This window comes from Shewanella maritima, assembly GCF_004295345.1.
Taxonomy (GTDB): Bacteria; Pseudomonadota; Gammaproteobacteria; order Enterobacterales; family Shewanellaceae; genus Shewanella; species Shewanella maritima.
Genome location: NZ_CP036200.1, coordinates 3,730,526 through 3,750,282 on the forward strand (window position 1 = coordinate 3,730,526; position 19,757 = coordinate 3,750,282).

The 19,757-nt window shown below is 44.9% G+C and carries 14 protein-coding genes and 15 tRNA genes; 19 read left to right on the top strand and 10 right to left on the bottom strand.

What is annotated here, in order from left to right; translation table 11 throughout:
- Positions 1-2: 2 nt before the first annotated feature.
- Positions 3-392 (top strand): YbaY family lipoprotein, encoded by a 390-nt coding sequence (locus EXU30_RS15810; protein ID WP_130601643.1) that lies wholly within the window; start codon positions 3-5, stop codon positions 390-392.
- 110 nt (positions 393-502) lie between these two features.
- A complete protein-coding gene (locus tag EXU30_RS15815; RefSeq protein WP_130601645.1) occupies positions 503-1,726 on the top strand; it encodes an MFS transporter in 1,224 nt (407 codons plus the stop codon).
- 344 nt (positions 1,727-2,070) lie between these two features.
- On the opposite strand, the gene EXU30_RS15820 is transcribed toward EXU30_RS15815, so the two are convergent.
- The 7 genes from EXU30_RS15820 to EXU30_RS15850 all read right to left on the bottom strand — a co-directional run bounded on the left by EXU30_RS15820 (position 2,071) and on the right by EXU30_RS15850 (position 2,892).
- Positions 2,071-2,146 (bottom strand) — tRNA-Val (locus EXU30_RS15820).
- Positions 2,147-2,217: 71 nt separating this feature from the next.
- A tRNA-Val gene (locus EXU30_RS15825) sits at positions 2,218-2,293 on the bottom strand.
- A gap of 44 nt (positions 2,294-2,337) precedes the next feature.
- A tRNA-Val gene (locus tag EXU30_RS15830) sits at positions 2,338-2,413 on the bottom strand.
- A gap of 50 nt (positions 2,414-2,463) precedes the next feature.
- Positions 2,464-2,539: transfer RNA gene (locus tag EXU30_RS15835), tRNA-Val, on the bottom strand.
- 25 nt (positions 2,540-2,564) lie between these two features.
- Positions 2,565-2,640: transfer RNA gene (locus EXU30_RS15840), tRNA-Val, on the bottom strand.
- A 36-nt stretch (positions 2,641-2,676) separates the two neighbouring features.
- Positions 2,677-2,752, bottom strand: a tRNA-Val gene (locus EXU30_RS15845).
- Positions 2,753-2,816: 64 nt separating this feature from the next.
- A tRNA-Val gene (locus EXU30_RS15850) sits at positions 2,817-2,892 on the bottom strand.
- A gap of 633 nt (positions 2,893-3,525) precedes the next feature.
- Here EXU30_RS15850 and gltX point away from each other — a divergent pair.
- The 10 genes from gltX to EXU30_RS15900 all read left to right on the top strand — a co-directional run bounded on the left by gltX (position 3,526) and on the right by EXU30_RS15900 (position 7,677).
- Positions 3,526-4,935: a glutamate--tRNA ligase gene (gene gltX, locus EXU30_RS15855; RefSeq protein ID WP_130601647.1), complete on the top strand. Its 1,410-nt coding sequence runs from the start codon at positions 3,526-3,528 to the stop codon at positions 4,933-4,935.
- A 104-nt stretch (positions 4,936-5,039) separates the two neighbouring features.
- Positions 5,040-5,115 (top strand) — tRNA-Ala (locus EXU30_RS15860).
- Between the two features lie 88 nt (positions 5,116-5,203).
- Positions 5,204-5,279 (top strand) — tRNA-Glu (locus EXU30_RS15865).
- Between the two features lie 110 nt (positions 5,280-5,389).
- A tRNA-Glu gene (locus EXU30_RS15870) sits at positions 5,390-5,465 on the top strand.
- Positions 5,466-5,575: 110 nt separating this feature from the next.
- A tRNA-Glu gene (locus EXU30_RS15875) sits at positions 5,576-5,651 on the top strand.
- Positions 5,652-5,761: 110 nt separating this feature from the next.
- Positions 5,762-5,837: transfer RNA gene (locus EXU30_RS15880), tRNA-Glu, on the top strand.
- Between the two features lie 110 nt (positions 5,838-5,947).
- Positions 5,948-6,023: transfer RNA gene (locus tag EXU30_RS15885), tRNA-Glu, on the top strand.
- Positions 6,024-6,133: 110 nt separating this feature from the next.
- Positions 6,134-6,209, top strand: a tRNA-Glu gene (locus tag EXU30_RS15890).
- Between the two features lie 110 nt (positions 6,210-6,319).
- A tRNA-Glu gene (locus EXU30_RS15895) sits at positions 6,320-6,395 on the top strand.
- A 487-nt stretch (positions 6,396-6,882) separates the two neighbouring features.
- The gene (locus EXU30_RS15900; protein WP_130601649.1) at positions 6,883-7,677 is read left to right on the top strand and encodes an SGNH/GDSL hydrolase family protein; all 795 of its coding nucleotides are present in this window, start codon (positions 6,883-6,885) and stop codon (positions 7,675-7,677) included.
- A 180-nt stretch (positions 7,678-7,857) separates the two neighbouring features.
- Here EXU30_RS15900 and EXU30_RS15905 read toward each other — a convergent pair whose 3' ends face one another.
- On the bottom strand, positions 7,858-9,687 hold the full coding sequence (locus EXU30_RS15905; RefSeq protein ID WP_130601651.1) for an ABC transporter ATP-binding protein: 1,830 nt from the start codon (positions 9,685-9,687) through the stop codon (positions 7,858-7,860).
- A 297-nt stretch (positions 9,688-9,984) separates the two neighbouring features.
- On the opposite strand from EXU30_RS15905, the gene EXU30_RS15910 reads away from it, so the two are divergent.
- The 7 genes from EXU30_RS15910 (at position 9,985) to sstT (ending at position 18,293) form a co-directional block, all read left to right on the top strand.
- Positions 9,985-11,523: a DNA-3-methyladenine glycosylase 2 family protein gene (locus EXU30_RS15910; RefSeq protein ID WP_130601653.1), complete on the top strand. Its 1,539-nt coding sequence runs from the start codon at positions 9,985-9,987 to the stop codon at positions 11,521-11,523.
- A gap of 102 nt (positions 11,524-11,625) precedes the next feature.
- Positions 11,626-12,189, top strand: a complete 564-nt coding sequence (locus EXU30_RS15915; protein WP_423213386.1) for a methylated-DNA--[protein]-cysteine S-methyltransferase — start codon at positions 11,626-11,628, stop codon at positions 12,187-12,189.
- Positions 12,190-12,295: 106 nt separating this feature from the next.
- Complete coding sequence (locus tag EXU30_RS15920; protein WP_130601655.1) at positions 12,296-13,597, top strand: DEAD/DEAH box helicase; 1,302 nt, start codon at positions 12,296-12,298, stop codon at positions 13,595-13,597.
- 107 nt (positions 13,598-13,704) lie between these two features.
- On the top strand, positions 13,705-14,172 hold the full coding sequence (locus tag EXU30_RS15925; RefSeq protein WP_130603551.1) for a protein-tyrosine phosphatase family protein: 468 nt from the start codon (positions 13,705-13,707) through the stop codon (positions 14,170-14,172).
- A gap of 214 nt (positions 14,173-14,386) precedes the next feature.
- Positions 14,387-15,784, top strand: coding sequence for a phospholipase D family protein (locus EXU30_RS15930; RefSeq protein WP_165399032.1), 1,398 nt, complete (start codon positions 14,387-14,389; stop codon positions 15,782-15,784).
- Positions 15,785-15,912: 128 nt separating this feature from the next.
- A complete protein-coding gene (locus EXU30_RS15935; protein WP_130601659.1) occupies positions 15,913-16,863 on the top strand; it encodes a chemotaxis protein in 951 nt (316 codons plus the stop codon).
- A 206-nt stretch (positions 16,864-17,069) separates the two neighbouring features.
- The gene (gene sstT / locus EXU30_RS15940) at positions 17,070-18,293 is read left to right on the top strand and encodes a serine/threonine transporter SstT (RefSeq protein WP_130601661.1); all 1,224 of its coding nucleotides are present in this window, start codon (positions 17,070-17,072) and stop codon (positions 18,291-18,293) included.
- Positions 18,294-18,408: 115 nt separating this feature from the next.
- On the opposite strand, the gene EXU30_RS15945 is transcribed toward sstT, so the two are convergent.
- Together EXU30_RS15945 and EXU30_RS15950 are read right to left on the bottom strand one after the other, a co-directional pair.
- Positions 18,409-19,062 carry an RluA family pseudouridine synthase gene (locus EXU30_RS15945; protein WP_130601663.1) on the bottom strand — a complete coding sequence of 218 codons (654 nt, stop codon included), beginning with the start codon at positions 19,060-19,062 and terminating at the stop codon, positions 18,409-18,411.
- 78 nt (positions 19,063-19,140) lie between these two features.
- Entirely contained in the window at positions 19,141-19,707 is a 567-nt protein-coding gene (locus EXU30_RS15950; protein ID WP_130601665.1) for a protein disulfide oxidoreductase, read from the bottom strand.
- Positions 19,708-19,757: the final 50 nt, after the last annotated feature.

Here is a 19,757-nt window from a genome sequence, read left to right on the forward strand (position 1 = left end):
TAATGAAGTTATTTAAGCCGATTTTACTATTAGCGTTAGTATTAGGGTTAACTGCTTGCGTCACGGTGAAGCCGGAAGAGCCTGTGGTGGTGAATGGTTTTGCTGGGTATTTGGAAGATGTCACCTTGCCACAGGGGAGCACCATTAATATAGCGGTAATCGACTTCGACACTCCGGGCGCGATTATTGCGCAAAAGAATTTTGATATTGTGCGGGCGCCAGTGCCGTTTAAGTTTATCTTTAAGAAAGAGATGATTGACTCAAGCGTCAATTATGGCGTGGTGGCGATGATCAGTTATAACGGCCGCGTACTGTTTCAAACCTACGACAAATTTGAAGTCATCAACAACGGTAAGCTCACCACTGAAGTATTGATGAAACCTGTAAAGTAACGCCTTACAGTCACTTCGAGCTAGTTCACACATTCATCGTTTAGCCATTGATTATATTTGCTGGCGAACGATAATGTGTGCCCCTTGTTTTAATCTGTTAGGTCATCCCCTTGGCTGGCGCAACCACACCTTCGCAATCAATTAATCCTAAACGTCTCACTTGGGCACTCTGTTTAGCCTCTGTCGTTATTTATATCAACCTTTATACCTTGCAAGGCATGTTGCCTTTGATCGCCGAGCATTTTGATGTAACAGGCGCCAATGCCACACTTATTCTTTCGGTGACCAGCTTTAGTTTGGCATTTTCTCTGCTGATGTATGCGGTGTTATCTGACAGAGTAGGGCGGCTATTACCTATGGTTGTTAGCTTGTGGGCTTTGGTGCTGTCAAACTTGTTATTGATCTGCGCCAATGAGTTTGAAACCTTGATGCTAGTGCGACTGGTTCAAGGTGTGCTTTTAGCGGCCGTGCCTGCGATCGCGATGGCTTATTTTAAAGAGCAATTGCCAGCTGAGTTTATGCTAAAAGCCGCTGCAGTTTACATTATGGCTAATAGCTTTGGCGGTATTTCTGGGCGGATTTTTGGTGGCTTGATGGCGCAGCACCTAGATTGGCAGCAGTCAATGATACTGATGTTCACTGTTACCTTGATTGGCGTGGCTGTCGTGACGTATCTATTGCCGCGATGTGAGGTTAAACCAGAAAAGCAGCAATTGCCCATTATTGAAAAAATGCGCTACGACTTAAAAGGCTTTGTATTGCATTTGTCTGACTCACAAATGCGCTTGGTGTACCTGATTGGTGGCCTCGCATTTATGATGATGGTTAATCAATTTAGCTTTATTCAGCTGCATTTGATGGAGTCGCCATATTCCCTTAGCCGTTTCGCCGCAACCTTGATTTTTCTGTGCTATTTAAGTGGTTCAGTTTCGTCTTATTCGTCGGCGCGACTGATCATGAAGTACGGTACTACCAAGCTGTTTAAGCTTGCATTAGCCTTGATGCTCATCGGTAGTTTAATTACGCTGCATGACACCTTGCTGTGGATTGTGGTTGGCTTTTTAGTGACCGCCAGTGGTTTCTTTTTAGCTCACAGTTGTTGCAATAGCTTTGTTGCTGTAAGGGCAACGGCTCATCGAGCTAAAGCGACATCATTATATTTATGTAGCTATTACTTAGGTGCGGCGCTCGGCGGTCCATATTTAATGGTTTTTTGGCAACAAAATAAATGGGATGGGGTAGTGCTAGGTTCAATGGTGCTGATAGCTTTGATGCTGGTGGCCATTGCGCGAATAACTTATTTAGAGCGTCTAGTTAAAGCTCAGTCTAGCTAAATTTCACTATTGGCTAAATACATCGAAAATATGGGCGAGTGCCCTGATAAAAAAGAGATAATTAAGCGCTTATGTAAAGCCAGGCCTATGCAGTTAGGCTTGGCTTTTTTGTTTTTGCAGCGAGGTATTAAGTTGGAGATGATAGCTCGGGGTTGCTGGCTTAGCCGAACTCCTAATTAAAATCTTTATCAAATCCTATTGTAAGAATGCGGCTATGAGTCAAGCAAGCGCTTAGTAAGGTGAGAGGTACAACTGGAGCAAGGATTTAAGCGTAAGAGAAGTAAAGCGATAGATATAAATGTACTAAGACATTTATTAGATTCTATAACGAGATAAGGGAAATATGGTGGTCGCTACTGGGCTCGAACCAGTGACCCCCTCCTTGTAAGGGAGGTGCTCTCCCAGCTGAGCTAAGCGACCTGGGATACTTATCTATCAAAGGGTGATAGTAAGATTTTTTAAATTCATCGCTGCAACATACCAAGAAGATATGGTGGTCGCTACTGGGCTCGAACCAGTGACCCCCTCCTTGTAAGGGAGGTGCTCTCCCAGCTGAGCTAAGCGACCTGGGATAAATTCGACTAAAAAGTTTAGTCCACTGATAGTTAATATGGTGGTCGCTACTGGGCTCGAACCAGTGACCCCCTCCTTGTAAGGGAGGTGCTCTCCCAGCTGAGCTAAGCGACCTGGGATATTAATCTATCAAAAAGGTTTTAATGCCATCTTTTATCAAAGAATGGTGGTCGATACTGGGCTCGAACCAGTGACCCCCTCCTTGTAAGGGAGGTGCTCTCCCAGCTGAGCTAATCGACCTGGGACCTTTTTATAGTGCAGAACATGGTGGTCGCTACTGGGCTCGAACCAGTGACCCCCTCCTTGTAAGGGAGGTGCTCTCCCAGCTGAGCTAAGCGACCTGGGATATCCTGCAAATCATTTCATCAGTGAAATGATGGTGGTCGCTACTGGGCTCGAACCAGTGACCCCCTCCTTGTAAGGGAGGTGCTCTCCCAGCTGAGCTAAGCGACCTGGGATACAACAACGATACTATATTACTCATCTCGTAAGATGAAATAATTACCATGAAAAATCATGGTGGTCGATACTGGGCTCGAACCAGTGACCCCCTCCTTGTAAGGGAGGTGCTCTCCCAGCTGAGCTAATCGACCTCGCTGTGTGGGACGGTATTATAGGGATGAAGCAAAAGCTGTCAACGACTTTTCTAAAAAAAGCGTGTAGTCGAATTAAAAATGCGCAGCTTGCTGCATCCTTGGGCATTGCTGTTGGTAAAATGCGCAAACATGGTCACAACAACATCTTGAGTTGATGGCGAACACCTTAATGGCGGTTGCTATTCGCTCGTTCTAGCCTAGTTCTGTCTCGAAATAGAGTGTAATAGAGGTAGTTGAAATCTATTCAGCTGCCGCTTTGCTTACTCATTTTACGTTTGGCTGTAAATTTGGCCTGTAATTATAGAAAGTCACCATTACTCTCATCAACTACGTTGGTGATGTTCAAGTTAAATGCTTAGAGAGTGGAAAGGGGATATTCGAGCGATGTAAAGCGTGAACGCGGACAGTGGATATGGCGCGCGCTAGCATCAACTAACAATTGATAGTGAAAATTAATTTACTGAGTCAAGTTTTGCCTGGCTTGAGCACGCAGTTTGTACTTTTACGTTTTCCATCACCTTTATAGGCTGCTAGAATAGCGGCTACTTTTTTACACATATCAACTTGTTTATCACTATTGATGACAATAGTCATGATAAACAGGCTATCTACTAGGGTCAGTTTTCAATTATGACAACCAAGACGCGTTTCGCTCCTAGCCCAACCGGCTTTTTACACGTAGGTGGTGCACGTACTGCACTTTATTCATGGCTATATGCAAAAGCAAACCAAGGTGAGTTTGTTTTACGTGTAGAAGATACCGACATTGAGCGTTCAACTCCTGAAGCTGTTGCTGCAATTCTTGAGGGGATGGAGTGGTTAGGCCTTAATTGGGATGAAGGTCCATACTACCAAACTAAACGTTTTGATCGTTACAACGAGATCATCGCGCAAATGCTAGAAGAGGGCACGGCATATAAGTGTTACTGTTCTCGAGAGCGTATTGAAGCTATGCGTGAAGAGCAAGCTGCTAATGGTGAAGCGCAAAAGTATGACGGTCACTGTCGCGATCTCGAACCTCGCGATACTGACGAGCCTTATGTTATCCGTTTTAAAAACCCAACCGAAGGTAGCGTAGTATTTGATGACCATGTACGTGGTCGTATTGAATTTGCTAACGACACCTTAGATGACTTAATCATTGCTCGTAGTGACGGTACGCCTACTTATAACTTCTGTGTTGTTGTTGATGATTGGGATATGGGCATTACTTGTGTTGTTCGTGGTGAAGACCACATCAACAACACCCCGCGCCAAATTAACATTCTTAAAGCACTAGGTGCGCCAGTACCTGAGTATGCCCATGTATCTATGATTTTAGGTGACGATGGTGCCAAGCTTTCTAAGCGTCATGGCGCTGTTGGTGTAATGCAATACCGTGATGACGGTTATCTGCCAGAAGCGCTACTAAACTATTTAGTACGTTTAGGTTGGTCGCATGGCGATCAGGAAGTCTTCTCTGTTGAAGAAATGACTAACTTATTTAAGCTTGAAGATATTAATAAGGCAGCATCAGCTTTTAATACTGAAAAGTTAAACTGGTTAAATCAGCACTATATTAAAGAGTCTGACCCAGCTCATGTTGCTAAGTACCTAGAATGGCACATGCAAGATCAAAACATCGATACAGCAAATGGTCCTGCATTAACTGAGATTGTGACCGCACTTTCAGAGCGTGCGAAAACACTAAAAGAGTTAGCCGCTTCTAGCCGTTACTTCTATGAAGACTTTGCTGAGTTCGATGCAACTGCCGCTAAGAAGCATTTACGTGGTGTCGCACTTGAGCCGCTACAAGTGATGCAGAAGAAATTAGCTGAGTTACCAGAGTGGACTGTTGAAGCTATTCATCAGGCGATTCAAGATACTGCTGCTGAATTAGAAGTGGGTATGGGTAAAGTGGGTATGCCGCTACGTGTCGCTGTAACAGGCGCAGGTATGTCTCCAGCGGTAGATTTGACCATATTCTTGGTTGGAAAGGCCCGTTCTGAACAAAGAATCTCCAAAGCGATTGAATTTGTAGCAGACAGAATAAATTCTTAAAAAACGTATTGACAGTTTTGGGTAGGCTGCATAGAATGCGCCTCGCAGTTGAGACACATCGTGAGAAACATCTCGCAGCGTATCCAAACTGATTTAGTAAATGTGGGGCCTTAGCTCAGCTGGGAGAGCGCAACACTGGCAGTGTTGAGGTCAGCGGTTCGATCCCGCTAGGCTCCACCACTAAATCCTCTCCGAGGTAGCGTCAAATCTTAGCCTACAGGATTTTTCGAGTATTCACTCTCTGTGGAGTATAAGCACAGAACGGTATGTCCCATTCGTCTAGAGGCCTAGGACACCGCCCTTTCACGGCGGTAACAGGGGTTCGAATCCCCTATGGGATACCACTTATTTTTGAGTGGTTGACTGCAAAGTTAACGATTCGATAGCGTTGATATTTAGCCTACAGGTATCAATGAGTATTCACTCTCTTCAAGAGTCTAAAACGAAGATTAGTGTCCCATTCGTCTAGAGGCCTAGGACACCGCCCTTTCACGGCGGTAACAGGGGTTCGAATCCCCTATGGGATACCACTTATTTTTGAGTGGTTGACTGCAAAGTTAACGATTCGATAGCGTTGATATTTAGCCTACAGGTATCAATGAGTATTCACTCTCTGTGGAGTATAAACACAGAACGGTATGTCCCATTCGTCTAGAGGCCTAGGACACCGCCCTTTCACGGCGGTAACAGGGGTTCGAATCCCCTATGGGATACCACTTATTCTTGAGTGGTTGACTGCAAAGTTAACGATTCGATAGCGTTGATATTTAGCCTACAGGTATCAATGAGTATTCACTCTCTTCAAGAGTCTAAAACGAAGATTAGTGTCCCATTCGTCTAGAGGCCTAGGACACCGCCCTTTCACGGCGGTAACAGGGGTTCGAATCCCCTATGGGATACCACTTATTCTTGAGTGGTTGACTGCAAAGTTAACGATTCGATAGCGTTGATATTTAGCCTACAGGTATCAATGAGTATTCACTCTCTGTGGAGTATAAACACAGAACGGTATGTCCCATTCGTCTAGAGGCCTAGGACACCGCCCTTTCACGGCGGTAACAGGGGTTCGAATCCCCTATGGGATACCACTTATTCTTGAGTGGTTGACTGTAAAGTTAACGATTCGATAGCGTTGATATTTAGCCTACAGGTATCAATGAGTATTCACTCTCTGTGGAGTATAAACACAGAACGGTATGTCCCATTCGTCTAGAGGCCTAGGACACCGCCCTTTCACGGCGGTAACAGGGGTTCGAATCCCCTATGGGATACCACTTATTCTTGAGTGGTTGACTGCAAAGTTAACGATTCGATAGCGTTGATATTTAGCCTACAGGTATCAATGAGTATTCACTCTCTGTGGAGTATAAACACAGAACGGTATGTCCCATTCGTCTAGAGGCCTAGGACACCGCCCTTTCACGGCGGTAACAGGGGTTCGAATCCCCTATGGGATACCAATTCTTTTCTTTTGAAAAGAACTTAAAGCCACCGCGAGGTGGTTTTTTTGTGCCTGAATTCTGTGGGGGGCAGGGATAAGGACACCGCCCACTCATTTTACAAGCCGCTGTAACAGGGGACGAATCCCTATGGGATACCAATTCTTTTCTTTTGAGAAGAACTTAAAACCACCGCGAGGTGGTTTTTTTGTGCCTGAATTCTGGGTCAGGGGTAAAGACATCGCCCACTCATTTTACAAGCCGCGGTAACAGGGGAGAATCCCCTATGGGATACCAACTCTTTTCTTTTAAAAAGAACTTAAAGCCACCGCGAGGTGGTTTTTTTGTGCCTGAATTCAAGTGAGTTAAGGGGTAACGACACCGCCCACTCATGTTACAAGCCGCGGTAACATGAGCTTAATCATGCAGACTATTTACTCTAATCTCTAACCTATGTAGCTTATATTGTTAATGACTAAACTGATGGAATCGCTATGAGGAACAGCCAATGGACAGTGGCAAACTGGCGGAGTTAACAACCCTTTTGTTAGTGCCTGTGTATTTGTTGCAAGGCAAATGGGTGCGCTTTAAAACCAACAAATTGCCAGAGCCTGATGGTGTAAGACACGGGCTTGTTGGTAGTGGTAAGCCATTAAGCGTCATGATTATTGGTGACTCCGCAGGCGCTGGTGTTGGGGTGGCTGAGCAGCAAGATGCTCTATCGGGGCAGTTAAGCCAAGCGTTATCTCAACATCATCAAGTACAATGGCAACTGCATGCTCAAGATGGCGATACATCGACTCAGTTAGTCGCACGGCTTGAACAAGTTGAGGAGTTCAAGGCGGACTACGTGGTGATCTCGATTGGTGTTAATGATGTCACTAAACGTACTAGCTCACAGCAATGGCTCGCTAATCTAGAAGCTATTATTTCACTGCTACAGACCAAGTTTTCAGCCAAACACATATTATTTACTGCCATTCCGCCTATTCATCAATTTCCAGCCTTACCTAATCCGCTTAGGTGGTGGTTAGGTCAGCGTGCTTTTAAGCTCAATCATTTGCTTGAGCGCAATTGTAAGCTGCATAGTAAAGTTCACTTTGAGTCGATTCCATTCCCATTTGAAGCAAAACTCATGGCCGCTGACGGTTTCCATCCAGGTAAAGAGGCGTACCATTTGTGGGGCAAATACATGGCGCAACGTATCAGTCAACTTGCCCAAGATGAGTTGATACAGGATGGCAATTCACAAGACTCGATTGAAACAGGTGAGTTAAATCAACCTCATTTGGAAGTAAGCTAGTATGGGGAGTTAGCTTATAGAGAGATAAGCTAACTGAAATTAAACTGGCACAGGCACAAAAGGGCAGGGCGAGCCAACGAAATTCATTGCGCGTTTTTATGGATATAAGTGAGCTAGCTATGAGTTAATACATATGAGTATCAGCTAGCTCACCAATTAATTTGGCTTGAATCGCGAGCGCTAATCTATGCCTAAAAAGCCACCAGTTTGATGTGACCACAGCTGAGCGTAAATTCCACCTGATTCGATGAGTTGTTGATGCGTGCCTTGCTCAACAATTTCGCCTTTATCTAACACGATTAACCTATCCATTGCTGCAATGGTTGATAAACGGTGGGCGATGGCGATTACCGTTTTGCCTTCCATTAGCTGATACAAGGACTCTTGAATCGCTGCTTCGACTTCACTATCGAGCGCTGATGTGGCTTCATCTAAGATGAGGATGGGGGCATTTTTTAGCAGTACACGAGCAATTGCAATACGCTGACGTTGCCCGCCAGACAGCTTAACGCCGCGCTCACCTACCTGAGCATCTAGCCCGACGTTCCCATGGGGATCAGTGAGACCATCGATAAAGTCTGCGGCTTGTGCTTGCTTAATCGCTTGCATAAGCTGAGCTTCGCTTGCCTTTGGATCGCCGTAGAGAATGTTTTCTCTAATTGAGCGGTGCAGCAAAGAGGTGTCTTGGGTCACCATGCCGATATTGGCGCGCAGCGAGTCTTGAGTCACGTCAGTTAAACCTTGACCATCAATACTAATAGCGCCATCTTCAACATCATGAAAACGCATCAAGAGATTTACCAAGGTAGATTTACCAGCGCCAGAACGGCCAACCAGACCGACTTTCTCGCCAGGCTTGATATTAAGGTTTAGGTTATCAATCACGCCGCCTTTTTCACCATAGTGAAAACTCACCTGACGAAAATCTATTTCACCTTGTTGGACATTAAGCTCTGGAGCATCGACTTTATCTTGAATCGCGATGGGTTTAGACAAGGTATTCATACCATCGGTAACTGTACCAATATTTTCAAACAGTGAGCTAATTTCCCACATGATCCACTGCGACATACCATTAAGTCTTAATGCTAGGCTCACAGCGATAGCAATAGCACCTACCGTAATGGCGTTATCTGCCCATAGGTAGATTGAAATCGCAGCTATGGTAAATGCCAGCAAATAGTTAATTACCTGTACAGACACGTTAATCACAGTGACCAGGCGCATCTGCTTATATACGGTTTTTAAAAACAGCATCATGCTGTCTTGGGCGTAATCCGCTTCTTGCTTGGTATGGGAGAACAGCTTCACGGTTGAAATGTTGGTATAGCTGTCCACAATACGGCCGGTCATGGTTGAGCGCGCATCAGCTTGCTCGGCTGATACTTTCTTAAGCTTCGGCACCAGTAAATATTGAATACCAATATAGGCGAATAGCCAAACCAGCATAGGCAGCATTAAACGAATGTCTGCCGCGGCAATCATCACCAACATTGAAGTGAAATAAACTAGGATATACATCAGCACATCCAGTAATTTCATCACACTCTCACGCACCGCGAGCGAAGTTTGCATGACCTTGGTTGCCACGCGACCTGCAAAATCATCCTGATAAAAGCTAATACTCTGTTTAAGTAGATAACGATGTGCTTGCCAACGAATCGCCATCGGGTAGTTACCTAATAGTCCTTGATACACAACCGATGCATGCAGCCACACTAGTGTTGGGATAACCACTAGAACAGTAACCGACATAGTGATCAGGGTTGTGGACTCATCTTGCCACAGGGTTTGCGGATCTTTTGTAACTAACCAGTCAACCAGTTGTCCCATAAACCCAAAAAGCGATACCTCTAAAATCGCCAAAGTGGAAGTGAGAATCGACATAACAATTAACAGCTTGCCAAAGCCTTTGGTGTAATGACGGCAAAACGCAATTAAAGTTTTTGGTGGCTGGCTGGGCTCTTCACTTGGCAGGGGGTGAGTCAATGACTCAAAAAACTTAAACATAGACAACTCAAATTGATAGCGTGCAGTAATGGCTATATACCTTACCGTACTCGCCAATAAATTGTGACGATTAATTCACAAGTGTTACCAGTGAGTTGGTAGGGAAGTCTCTTTGATTGCGTGATGCTTGCCAATCTAAGAGCTGAATTTAATTGAGTTCCGATTATGGCTAGTAGATTATGGCAAATCTCGTAGAATGAAAGCTAGTTGATTCATTTAACGCGGCTAGCCTCAGATATGTTTTGAGCTAGTATTTCAGTAGCTACTATTCCAGTAGCTTGTATTTCAGGAGCTTGTATGTCTGAAGCCTCTTCTTCCATAGAGCATCAGTGTCATATCGCAGCAGATATTTGCCAGCGAGCGAGGTTAAGTCGCGATGCGCGTTTTGATGGCCGTTTTTTTACAGGAGTGTTTAGCACAGGTATTTATTGTCGCCCAATTTGCCCCGCGCCTGCACCACTAGAGAAAAACGTACGCTATTTCGACTCGCCAGTACAAGCTGCAAATGCTGGGCTTAGGCCTTGCCTTCGCTGCAGACCGGATAGTGCGCCTAATTCTCGCGCCTGGCTTGGAACCCAGGCGACCTTTAACCAAGCGGTTGAATTCATTGATCAAGGTGTTATGTCTGGCGATGACGGAATATCGATTGCTCAGCTCGCTGAGCAGCTTGCCATAACGCCGCGTTATTTAAATAAGCTGTTCAATACCCATATCGGTACTTCGGCCAAGCAATATGCGCTTTATCGTCAGGTTTTATTTGCTAAGCAGTTGTTGGTTGAGTCGCAATTGGCGATTACTGATATAGCTTTTGCTAGCGGCTTTAACAGTATTCGCCGTTTTAACGATGCATTTAGGAACATCCTGACACTTGCGCCAAGCGATGTGCGTAGGCAAGCAATTGCAGAGGAATCATCTGGTCAAATAACCCTAAAACTTAGTTATCGCCCACCGTTTGCTTGGGACTACTTAATTGGTTTTTATCGGGTTCGTCAGGTCGCTGGGATGGAGAGAGTCACAGATGACTGTTACCGCCGCAGCTTCAATATTAGCGGTGTGATAGGGGTGATGACTGTGCGTCATGATGCAGCTAAACATCGGTTATTGTTGTCAATCGAGCTAAATGACCCTAAAGAGATCAGTCAATTGATGATGTTGGTCAGCCGAATTCGCCGTATGCTCGATGTTGATGCTGACATGGCGCAGATAGAACTAGGGCTGAGTAGTTATCAGGCGCTCGGCGCTGAGGTAACTCAGGGGATCCGCATTCCAGGTGTTCCAACTGCGTTTGAAGCGGCTTGCCGCGCTGTACTTGGGCAGCAAGTTAGCGTGACACAGGCCTGTAAATTGCTAAATACCTTAGTTGAGCACTATGGCGAGCGGGTGATGATTCAAGGGCAAAGCTACTTGCTGTTCCCAACAGCTAAACGTCTAGCTAATGCGTCTTTGAAGATGTTTAAAATGCCTAACAGCCGCAAGCAAGCGTTAATCGCTCTTGCGCAATTTGTCGCTGAACATCCTGATGCTAAGGTTGAAGATTGGCTACAAGTAAAAGGTATTGGCCCGTGGACAATTGCCTATACTCAGCTACGTGGTGAGCAGCAACCTGATGTGTTGCTGAGTTCAGACTTGGTGATTAAAAATGGTCTAAAGTGCTACGTAAAAAAGCAGCAATCAGAGATAAGCGCTAAGCGGTATCAAAAATTTGCAGATGAACTTGCAGCCAAGGTAAGCCCTTGGGGAAGTTACCTTACCTTGCAAATATGGCATCAATCCACGCTAAACAGCGACAAAACGAGTGCCCCAGCCCACGAGCCGCGGAGCCCAACAAACAAGTAAGCCCAATGAACAAGTGAGTCAAAAGTGAATAAAACCACATCAACAAATACAACTTCGGCTGAAGCTCAACTTGAGAGCAAAGTTGATGCAGCTAAACAGCAAATTAGCGACACGATTGTGAATTTAAACCCTGCGCAGTATCAAGCGCCGTCATTGCAAGCTCAGGTTGCCAGCCCTGTTGGCGAAATTATCGTGCGCGCCAGCGAGCGCGGGCTGACTCATCTTACTATGGCATCCGTGTTAGCTGAGCCTGATGTAAACATAGAAACTGTGTTGATTGAAGTTGAAGCGATTGCCAGCGGCAGCGCAGAAGCCATGTTTTTAACCCGCTTACACTTAATAAAAGCCATTAAGCAACTACAGGAATATTTTGCTGGTCAGCGGGTGAGTTTTGACTTGCCGCTTGCTGCAAAAGGTACTGAATTTCAGCATCAGGTTTGGCAAGCCTTAGTCGACATGCCGTATGGAAGCTTTTGTAGTTACTCAGACATTGCTAAGCAGATAGCAAGACCAAAAGCGGTGCGAGCTGTTGGTGCGGCTAATGGGGCCAATCCGATAGCGATTATTGTGCCTTGCCATCGGGTGATAGGTAAAAGTGGTAAATTGACCGGTTATGCCCACGGTTTGGCGATGAAGCAATACTTGTTGGATCTTGAAGGAGTATAGCTGCTTACATCTGACTATTGCAGTTAACATCAATTGCAAATAAATAGTCATTGCTCAGTCATCTAAGGTAAAATGACGCGTTAATCTTTTGATAATGTGATCTTATATGACTTCAGCGCCAGCGAACTGTTTTGCCGACTTTCAATTACCTTCTTCACTAGTTGAGCGTTTAGCTCAACTTGAATATAAAACGCCAACACCGGTGCAGCAACAGGCGATTCCAGCCATGCTGTCAGGTAAAGACCTATTGGTCGGCGCCAACACTGGCTCTGGCAAAACTGCAGCTTTCGCATTACCTATCATCACCCGTCATATCACAGGTGAGCTAACTAACGGCAAATCGTGTCAACCTCAGGGCAAAGGCAATCTTGTCTCAACTTTAGTGTTAGTGCCGACGCGTGAGCTTGCTAAACAAGTGGCGGATAACTTTGTCGCTTATGCCCAAAACTTAGAACGCAAAATTAAAGTCGTGTGCGTATTTGGCGGCGTATCAGCCAATCCGCAAATGCTCGCATTAAGAGGCGGCGCAGATGTAGTGGTGGCAACACCTGGGCGTTTACTCGATTTAGTTTCATCTAATGCGCTAAAGCTCGACAAGGTGAAACACTTAATACTTGATGAAGCTGACCGGCTATTGAGCTTAGGTTTTACTGATGAGCTCGGTAATATTCTTAAGTTGCTACCTAAAACCAAGCAAACTGGTTTGTTTTCAGCAACCTTCCCTGATGAAGTGATAGCTCTTGCCAATAGCTTACTTAATGAGCCTACCACACTGTTTTTACAAAGCGCTGAGCAAAGCACTTTGGTTCAACGTGTAATGACGGTGAACAAAGATAAAAAAACCGCGCTTTTAGCGCACTTGATCAAAGAAAATAGCTGGCGTCAGGTGTTAATCTTTGCCAGTGCTAAGAAGACTTGTAATAACCTGGCACAAAAGCTGGCTAAGCGCGGTATTACAGCGCAGGTTTTTCATGGCGATCAGGCCCAGGGCGCACGAACTCGCGTACTTGATGGCTTTAAGCAAGGTGAGATAGATGTGCTTATCGCCACCGATATTGCGGCTCGCGGTATTGATATTGAAAAGCTGCCAGTAGTAATTAACTTCGAGCTGCCCCGTAGCCCAGCGGATTATATGCACCGCATCGGTCGCAGCGGCCGTGCAGGGGAGGTAGGGCTTGCGGTGTCACTGATTAGTCATGATGAATATCATCACTTTAAAGTGATTGAAAAGAAAAATAAAATTCGCTTAGAACGAGAGCAAGTCGCGGGTTTTGAGGCCGATGAAAACCTCGAAGTTGAGCCAGTAGATAAGCCTATGGCAAAACCTGCTGGTACAGGTAAAAAGAAGCGCAAGAAAGTGCCTCAAGCCAATGAAAATATCTGGTCTCAAGCTAAGCCTAAGTCTTAGTTGATAGTCTAGTTATCTGTCGTTCAGATTAGTTAAGTTTTAGTCATATATGAGCAAGCAATCGCTTGCTTGTGATGTTTAACCAAGTTGCCAAAGAAGTCGTCGTTATGGAACATGTATTTTGGTTAGAAGAAGGTCAACTGGCTGGTCGCAGTGGACCAAATAAACACCCATGGGATCTGCAGCAGTTAAAGCAGGAAGGTTTTGCAGCAATTGCTTCCCTCAATGACGGTGCGGCGTGTGATAGCCAGCAGCTAAAAACGCTCGATATTGCCCATCAGATTTTTAATCTACCTGATAATATCCCACCTAAGCCTGAAGATTTAGCGGTTTGCGTTGAGTTATTACCGAAAGTCATTGCATTTATCGATGAGCAACGCCAGCAGGGTAAAACTGTGCTGTTACACTGCCGTTCGGGTATCAACCGCACTGAGTTAGTTATGGCTTACTATTTGATGAGAAACGGAGCCGCTCCCGTGCATGCTGTCAGCCAAACTCGCGTTGCTAGTGGGCTGGCATTTGACGCAGATGGTTGGGATCAATTTGTTTATGACGTGCTTTACGCGCTACAGTAATAGGTAATATTAAAACATCTACAACCAAGGGAAAGGAATGCTCGGCTTAGTAAAAACTTGCAGGTGCCTTATTCACTCAAGTCGTTTGTTGGTCGCAGTTGTTGCTTTGTCTTGGTTATCTGCCTGCCAAACACACCATGTTTATCCCACCGCGCCTTTAGAATATAAACTAGCCAAACCGACAAGCTCGCGGCTAGTTGACTATTATAATCGCGTGTTAGCCACCACTGAGCTAACTGAATCAAATACTGCAATTTACCCCTTGTCTGATGGATTAGATGCGTTTACTGCTCGTCTTGTGAGCATTGAGGCGGCACAGGTTTCGATTGATGTGCAGTATTATATTTATCGTAATGACGAAACTGGCACATTATTAACCTGGTATTTGTACAAGGCTGCTGAGCGCGGCGTTCGCGTGCGGATTTTGCTTGATGACATGACTACAGGTGCACTTGGCAATGGCTTAGCTGCCCTGGTGCGTCATCCCAATATTTCCATTCGAGTATTTAACCCTGCGCACTATCGTGAACGTCGAACCTGGTCATTTGTGACCGACTTTGGGCGCATGAATCATCGTATGCATAACAAATCGCTTACTGTTGACAATATGCTGAGCATTGTTGGCGGACGTAATATTGGCGATGAATATTTCTCGGCTAATGAAGCTGTGGAGTTTGGTGATCTTGATGTGTTTATGATGGGCGCTGCAGTAGATGAAGTGAGCGATCAATTTGATTTGTATTGGAACTCATCGCAAGTTCGCCCCGTCGAGCAACTTGAAGAAAAGTCTATTGATGCCGTTGAACTGTTCGAGACCCATGCTGCGCTGCAAGCCTTTCAGCAAAGTTTGCCGGAAAATCTGTATGTACGACGTTTAGTGACGACGCCCATGCTGGAGAAATTATTAAATCAAAGAGTTAACTGGTATGCAGTAGATGCTGAGGTTATTTTTGACCCGCCAAATAAACTTCACACTCATCTTAATCAGGGGATATTAGTCGACGATCTGGCGACTTTTTTCAGTGCGGCAGAGGAGCAGGTACTCATTATCTCGCCCTATTTTGTGCCGACTCAATCTGGTGCTGATGAGCTCGTCTCTTGGGCCAAATCGGGCGTGGATATTACCGTGGTGACCAATAGTTTAGCGGCAACCGATGTATTGGCGGTGCACTCAGGCTATCAGCAATATCGGCAGCAACTGATTGAAGGCGGAATTAAGCTCTATGAGTTAAAGGCAGATTTAACCCGTAAGTACAAGCAAGCTGAAGCCAAAATGTTCCAGGGAAGCTCGCGCTCGAGTTTACACGCCAAGTCATTTGTAGTGGATGATGAGGCGATATTTATTGGCTCATTTAATTACGATCCACGCTCGGCATGGCTTAATACGGAAATGGGCGTAATTATTTACGACAAGCCATTTAGCAAGAAGTTTTTGACAGGGTTCTATCATGATTTGCCGTCAAAGGTTTATCAGGTAAAAGTTGAAGACAATAAGTTGGTTTGGCTTGACCTTGTATCAGGCGAGCGTCATTACAAGGAACCCAATACAAGTCTTTGGCAGCGCTTTATGGCAAGCTTTTTATCCTGGCTGCCGATTGAATCTCATTTGTAGTTTGTCTTTGCATTAGTTCTTGTATTAGTCCTTATATAAGTAACCTAGCAAACTTGCGTTGTAGCTCGCAGCAATTAGGCAGCAGGCAGTGCTATAGTTAAACGGTACGATGAACAAAAGGGCAGCGAATGACAAGTTTAGCCGATGTGAGTGCCGCTTCTGGTAGCAGAGCTTCAAATAAACCCGCTAATAAGGCGAGCCAGTCTCAAGGTTTGCTGCTATTTAAACTAAATCACACTCAACTCTTTGCACTCGGCACCCTTAAAATTCGCGAGTTAGTACCATTTATTCCTCTAACCAAACTGCCTAATTCTCACAGTGCAATTAAAGGTACAGCGACAGTGCGTGGTAGCACTATTCCTGTTATCGATATGGCGCAGGCCATTGGTTTTAAAGGCGTAGATGACAACGAGTTAGACAAGTGTTACATCATCATCACTGACTGTCAGCGAATGCTAATTGGCTTTATTGTGCGCAGTATTGAAAAAATCATTGAATGTAATTGGCGCGATATTATGCCGCCATCGAGCACATTAGGATCAAACGCATACCTCACTGGCGTAACTCGTGTGGACGAGCGTATTGTGCAGTTGCTTGATGTTGAGTTATTGCTGTCGAAAATATTCCCTGACGATCCTACGGCTAACCGTCCTATTTTGACTGATGTGCAACGAGAGCAGCTTAAACCTCTGAATATTTTGCTGGTTGATGATTCTATGGTTGCGCGTAAGCAACTGTCTGATGCGCTTGATTCCTTCAATATTCCCTATCAGGTGACCTCAGATGGCCATGAGGCGCTCGCAATGATGAAGCAAAGCGCCGCTGACAATAAAGCCATTGATATTTTAGTGAGCGATATTGAAATGCCTGGGCTTGATGGTTACGAGTTAGCCTTTGAGGTGAAAAACGATGCTGCCATTGCTAAGGCTTACATTATTTTGCACACCTCTCTTTCAAGTGAAATTAGTGTAAGTCAGGCAACCCAGGTCGGTGCTAATGAGGCGTTAACTAAGTTTGATGCCCGTGAACTGATCGATGCCATGTTACGTGGCGCACAGAGTTTCCAATCTACTGACTGATCTCACTTATAAATTATTCCCTGCTGCCACAATGTTGGTGTAATGTACCTTGGTTGCAACATTGAGGTTATTTTCAATAGTCATTGTGGTGAATACCTAGACTTAGGTTGTTGCAACCTGATATAGATCAGGTCTAGATAAACTAGTGTTTGTCTGTTTAATAAAATTTGCTCCACCAAAAAATATAATAAATCGAAGGTCAATCAATGAATCAAAATAACTCGCTACTAGCTCGTATTGCTAGTGGTAGTCTCGTCTTACAAATTATCGGTGGTATCGTTCTTGGTGTGCTACTGGCTTCGGTATCTGCTGAATACGCCAAAAATGTCGCGTTTTTAGGTTCGTTATTTGTCAATGCCTTAAAAGCGATTGCACCTGTATTGGTATTGGTGTTAGTTACCGCATCGATTGCTAACCAAAACCCAAATAGTCCATCGAATATGCGCCCAATTATCGGCTTATATTTATTTGGCACCTTTGCTGCTTCACTTACCGCAGTGGTGTTTAGCTTCATGTTCCCAACGACCTTACTGCTTGCTGCTGGAGTTGAAGGAAGTAACCCGCCTCAAGGCATTTTAGAGGTGTTAAACACCTTATTGTTTAAGATTGTAGATAACCCAATTAATGCCATTGCTAACAGTAACTACATCGGTATTTTAGCCTGGGGTGCAGGTCTTGGTTTTGTGTTGCGTAGTGCATCAGACTCAACAAAGACTGTGCTAGCTGATGTGAGCCATGGTGTGTCCAACATAGTGCGTTTTGTGATTCGTTTTGCGCCAATCGGTATTTTTGGTCTGGTTGCTTCAACCTTTGCTGAAACAGGTTTTGAAGCACTAGCTGGTTATGCGCAGTTATTGTTTGTGCTTGTTGGCTCTATGGCGTTTATCGCGTTTGTAGTTAATCCGGCAATCGTATTTTACAAGACTCGCCGTAACCCATACCCGCTAGTGCTACAATGTATTCGTGAAAGTGGTGTTACCGCATTTTTCACTCGCTCAAGCGCAGCAAATATTCCGGTAAACATGGCGTTGTGTGAAAAGCTAAAGCTTGATGAAGATACTTACTCAGTGTCTATTCCATTAGGCGCGACCATTAACATGGGCGGCGCTGCAATTACCATTACCGTATTAACCTTAGCGGCGGCGCATACTTTAGGTATTCAGGTTGATTTCGGTACTGCTTTATTACTTAGCGTAGTATCGGCAGTATCTGCTTGTGGAGCCTCAGGTGTTGCTGGTGGCTCACTATTGCTTATCCCATTGGCGTGTAGCTTGTTTGGTATTTCCAATGATATCGCTATGCAAGTAGTGGCAGTAGGCTTCATTATTGGCGTTATCCAAGACTCCGCCGAAACCGCGTTAAATAGCTCGACTGATGTGGTGTTCACTGCAGCGGCTTGCGAAGCTGCTGAGCATAAAGCCAACAGTTAATATTTACGCTTGACCAGACATAAAAAAGCGAGGCGCTGATTATTCATCGCCTCGCTTTTTTGTATGTTTCTCGGTTACTTTGGCAGCTATTTGCAAAGAGTTAGCTCGTAGACAGTTAAAAACTATGTTTGCTGTAAAAACTCACTTCAGATTTCTTGTATGGATGAGTGAAGGTTAGCCTTTGAGCGTGCAGTTGAAGCCTAGATTTTGCGTTGGCGACGTGTTCATTAGCATAAAACTGATCGCCTAAAATAACGTTTCCCAAAGCTAGCATATGCACTCTTAACTGATGGGTGCGCCCTGTTTGTGGCAATAGCTGAACCAGTGTGCTGTGCTCACGTTGCTCTAGCACTTGATAGTTGGTAATAGCGACTTTGCCATCTGCCGATACTTTTTGTAGCGGACGGTTTTCTTTATCAGCAGCGAGCGATTTATCAATTACGCCAGATTCATTAGTTAAATGCCCGTTGACTTCCGCAATGTACTCTTTAGTGATTAAACGGTCTTGAAACTGAGTTTTGATGCTAGATTCAGCTTTCTTGTTGCGGGCAAACACCATAATCCCTGAGGTATCACAATCAAGGCGGTGCACTAATATAGCATCAGGATACACACGCTGCAGTCTGGTGAGTGCGCAGTCATGGGTGTGCGCTGCAATACCCGGATTGGACAGTAAGCCAGAAGGTTTATTGATAACAATGATATCGCGATCAACATAACGGATATCGAGCCATGGAATGGCGGGTGGTCGGTAATCAAAAACTTGCATGGCTAACTCTACAATCTGCGAGGCTTAATAAAGATGCGCATCATAACACAGACTGCTCTTGGTGTTATTTTTATGCCGCTAAGCCAGCAGCTCTACTAACCACAGCCTGAGTTTTAATCCCCAGTATGACGTAGCACCTGAGGTTGTCATTACAATTTGATTATTGCTATCGACTAGGTAAATCGAGGGCAGGGCATGGGCGCCCCATTGCTCGCTAAGCGGTTGTTTCGTTTGTTGCTCGTTAACGGTGGCAAATTGATATTGATGCTCATCTAAGTATTGAGAAATTTGGCTATTACTTCCCGATGCCACCGCGATAGTCACCACCTGATGCCCGTCTTTTGTGATGCCATTAACTGCAGGCGAGGTGACTGAGCATATCGGGCACCAAGTGCCCCAAAAGTACACAAGTGTTGGCTTGTCACTCTTTTGTTTAAATAGGTGGATTTGCTCACCGCTAATGAGGCTAGCTTGAATATGCGGCGCGGCGCCTGAGGCAATATCGCGTTGTAAATACATAGATACGCCAATCAAAATAACAGCCATGATAAAGATATCCCGAGCTAGGCCTAACCAGAACTTTGGGCTGCTGAGACGTGTAGCTAGCGCTTGTTTTGTTTTCAATAGCATTGAGTTTACTGACATTTATCTTGCTTATATCTTGTTATCGTCCGTTTTTTCTTCTAGCGCTGCAA

Coding starts and splice junctions, on each gene's coding strand:
- EXU30_RS15810 (WP_130601643.1), top strand. CDS start 3: ATGAAGTTATTTAAGCCGATTTTACTATTAGCGTTAGTATTAGGGTTA.
- gltX (WP_130601647.1), top strand. CDS start 3,526: ATGACAACCAAGACGCGTTTCGCTCCTAGCCCAACCGGCTTTTTACAC.
- EXU30_RS15900 (WP_130601649.1), top strand. CDS start 6,883: ATGGACAGTGGCAAACTGGCGGAGTTAACAACCCTTTTGTTAGTGCCT.
- EXU30_RS15905 (WP_130601651.1), bottom strand. CDS start 9,687: ATGTTTAAGTTTTTTGAGTCATTGACTCACCCCCTGCCAAGTGAAGAG.
- EXU30_RS15910 (WP_130601653.1), top strand. CDS start 9,985: ATGTCTGAAGCCTCTTCTTCCATAGAGCATCAGTGTCATATCGCAGCA.
- EXU30_RS15920 (WP_130601655.1), top strand. CDS start 12,296: ATGACTTCAGCGCCAGCGAACTGTTTTGCCGACTTTCAATTACCTTCT.
- EXU30_RS15925 (WP_130603551.1), top strand. CDS start 13,705: ATGGAACATGTATTTTGGTTAGAAGAAGGTCAACTGGCTGGTCGCAGT.
- EXU30_RS15935 (WP_130601659.1), top strand. CDS start 15,913: ATGACAAGTTTAGCCGATGTGAGTGCCGCTTCTGGTAGCAGAGCTTCA.
- sstT (WP_130601661.1), top strand. CDS start 17,070: ATGAATCAAAATAACTCGCTACTAGCTCGTATTGCTAGTGGTAGTCTC.
- EXU30_RS15945 (WP_130601663.1), bottom strand. CDS start 19,062: ATGCAAGTTTTTGATTACCGACCACCCGCCATTCCATGGCTCGATATC.
- EXU30_RS15950 (WP_130601665.1), bottom strand. CDS start 19,707: ATGTCAGTAAACTCAATGCTATTGAAAACAAAACAAGCGCTAGCTACA.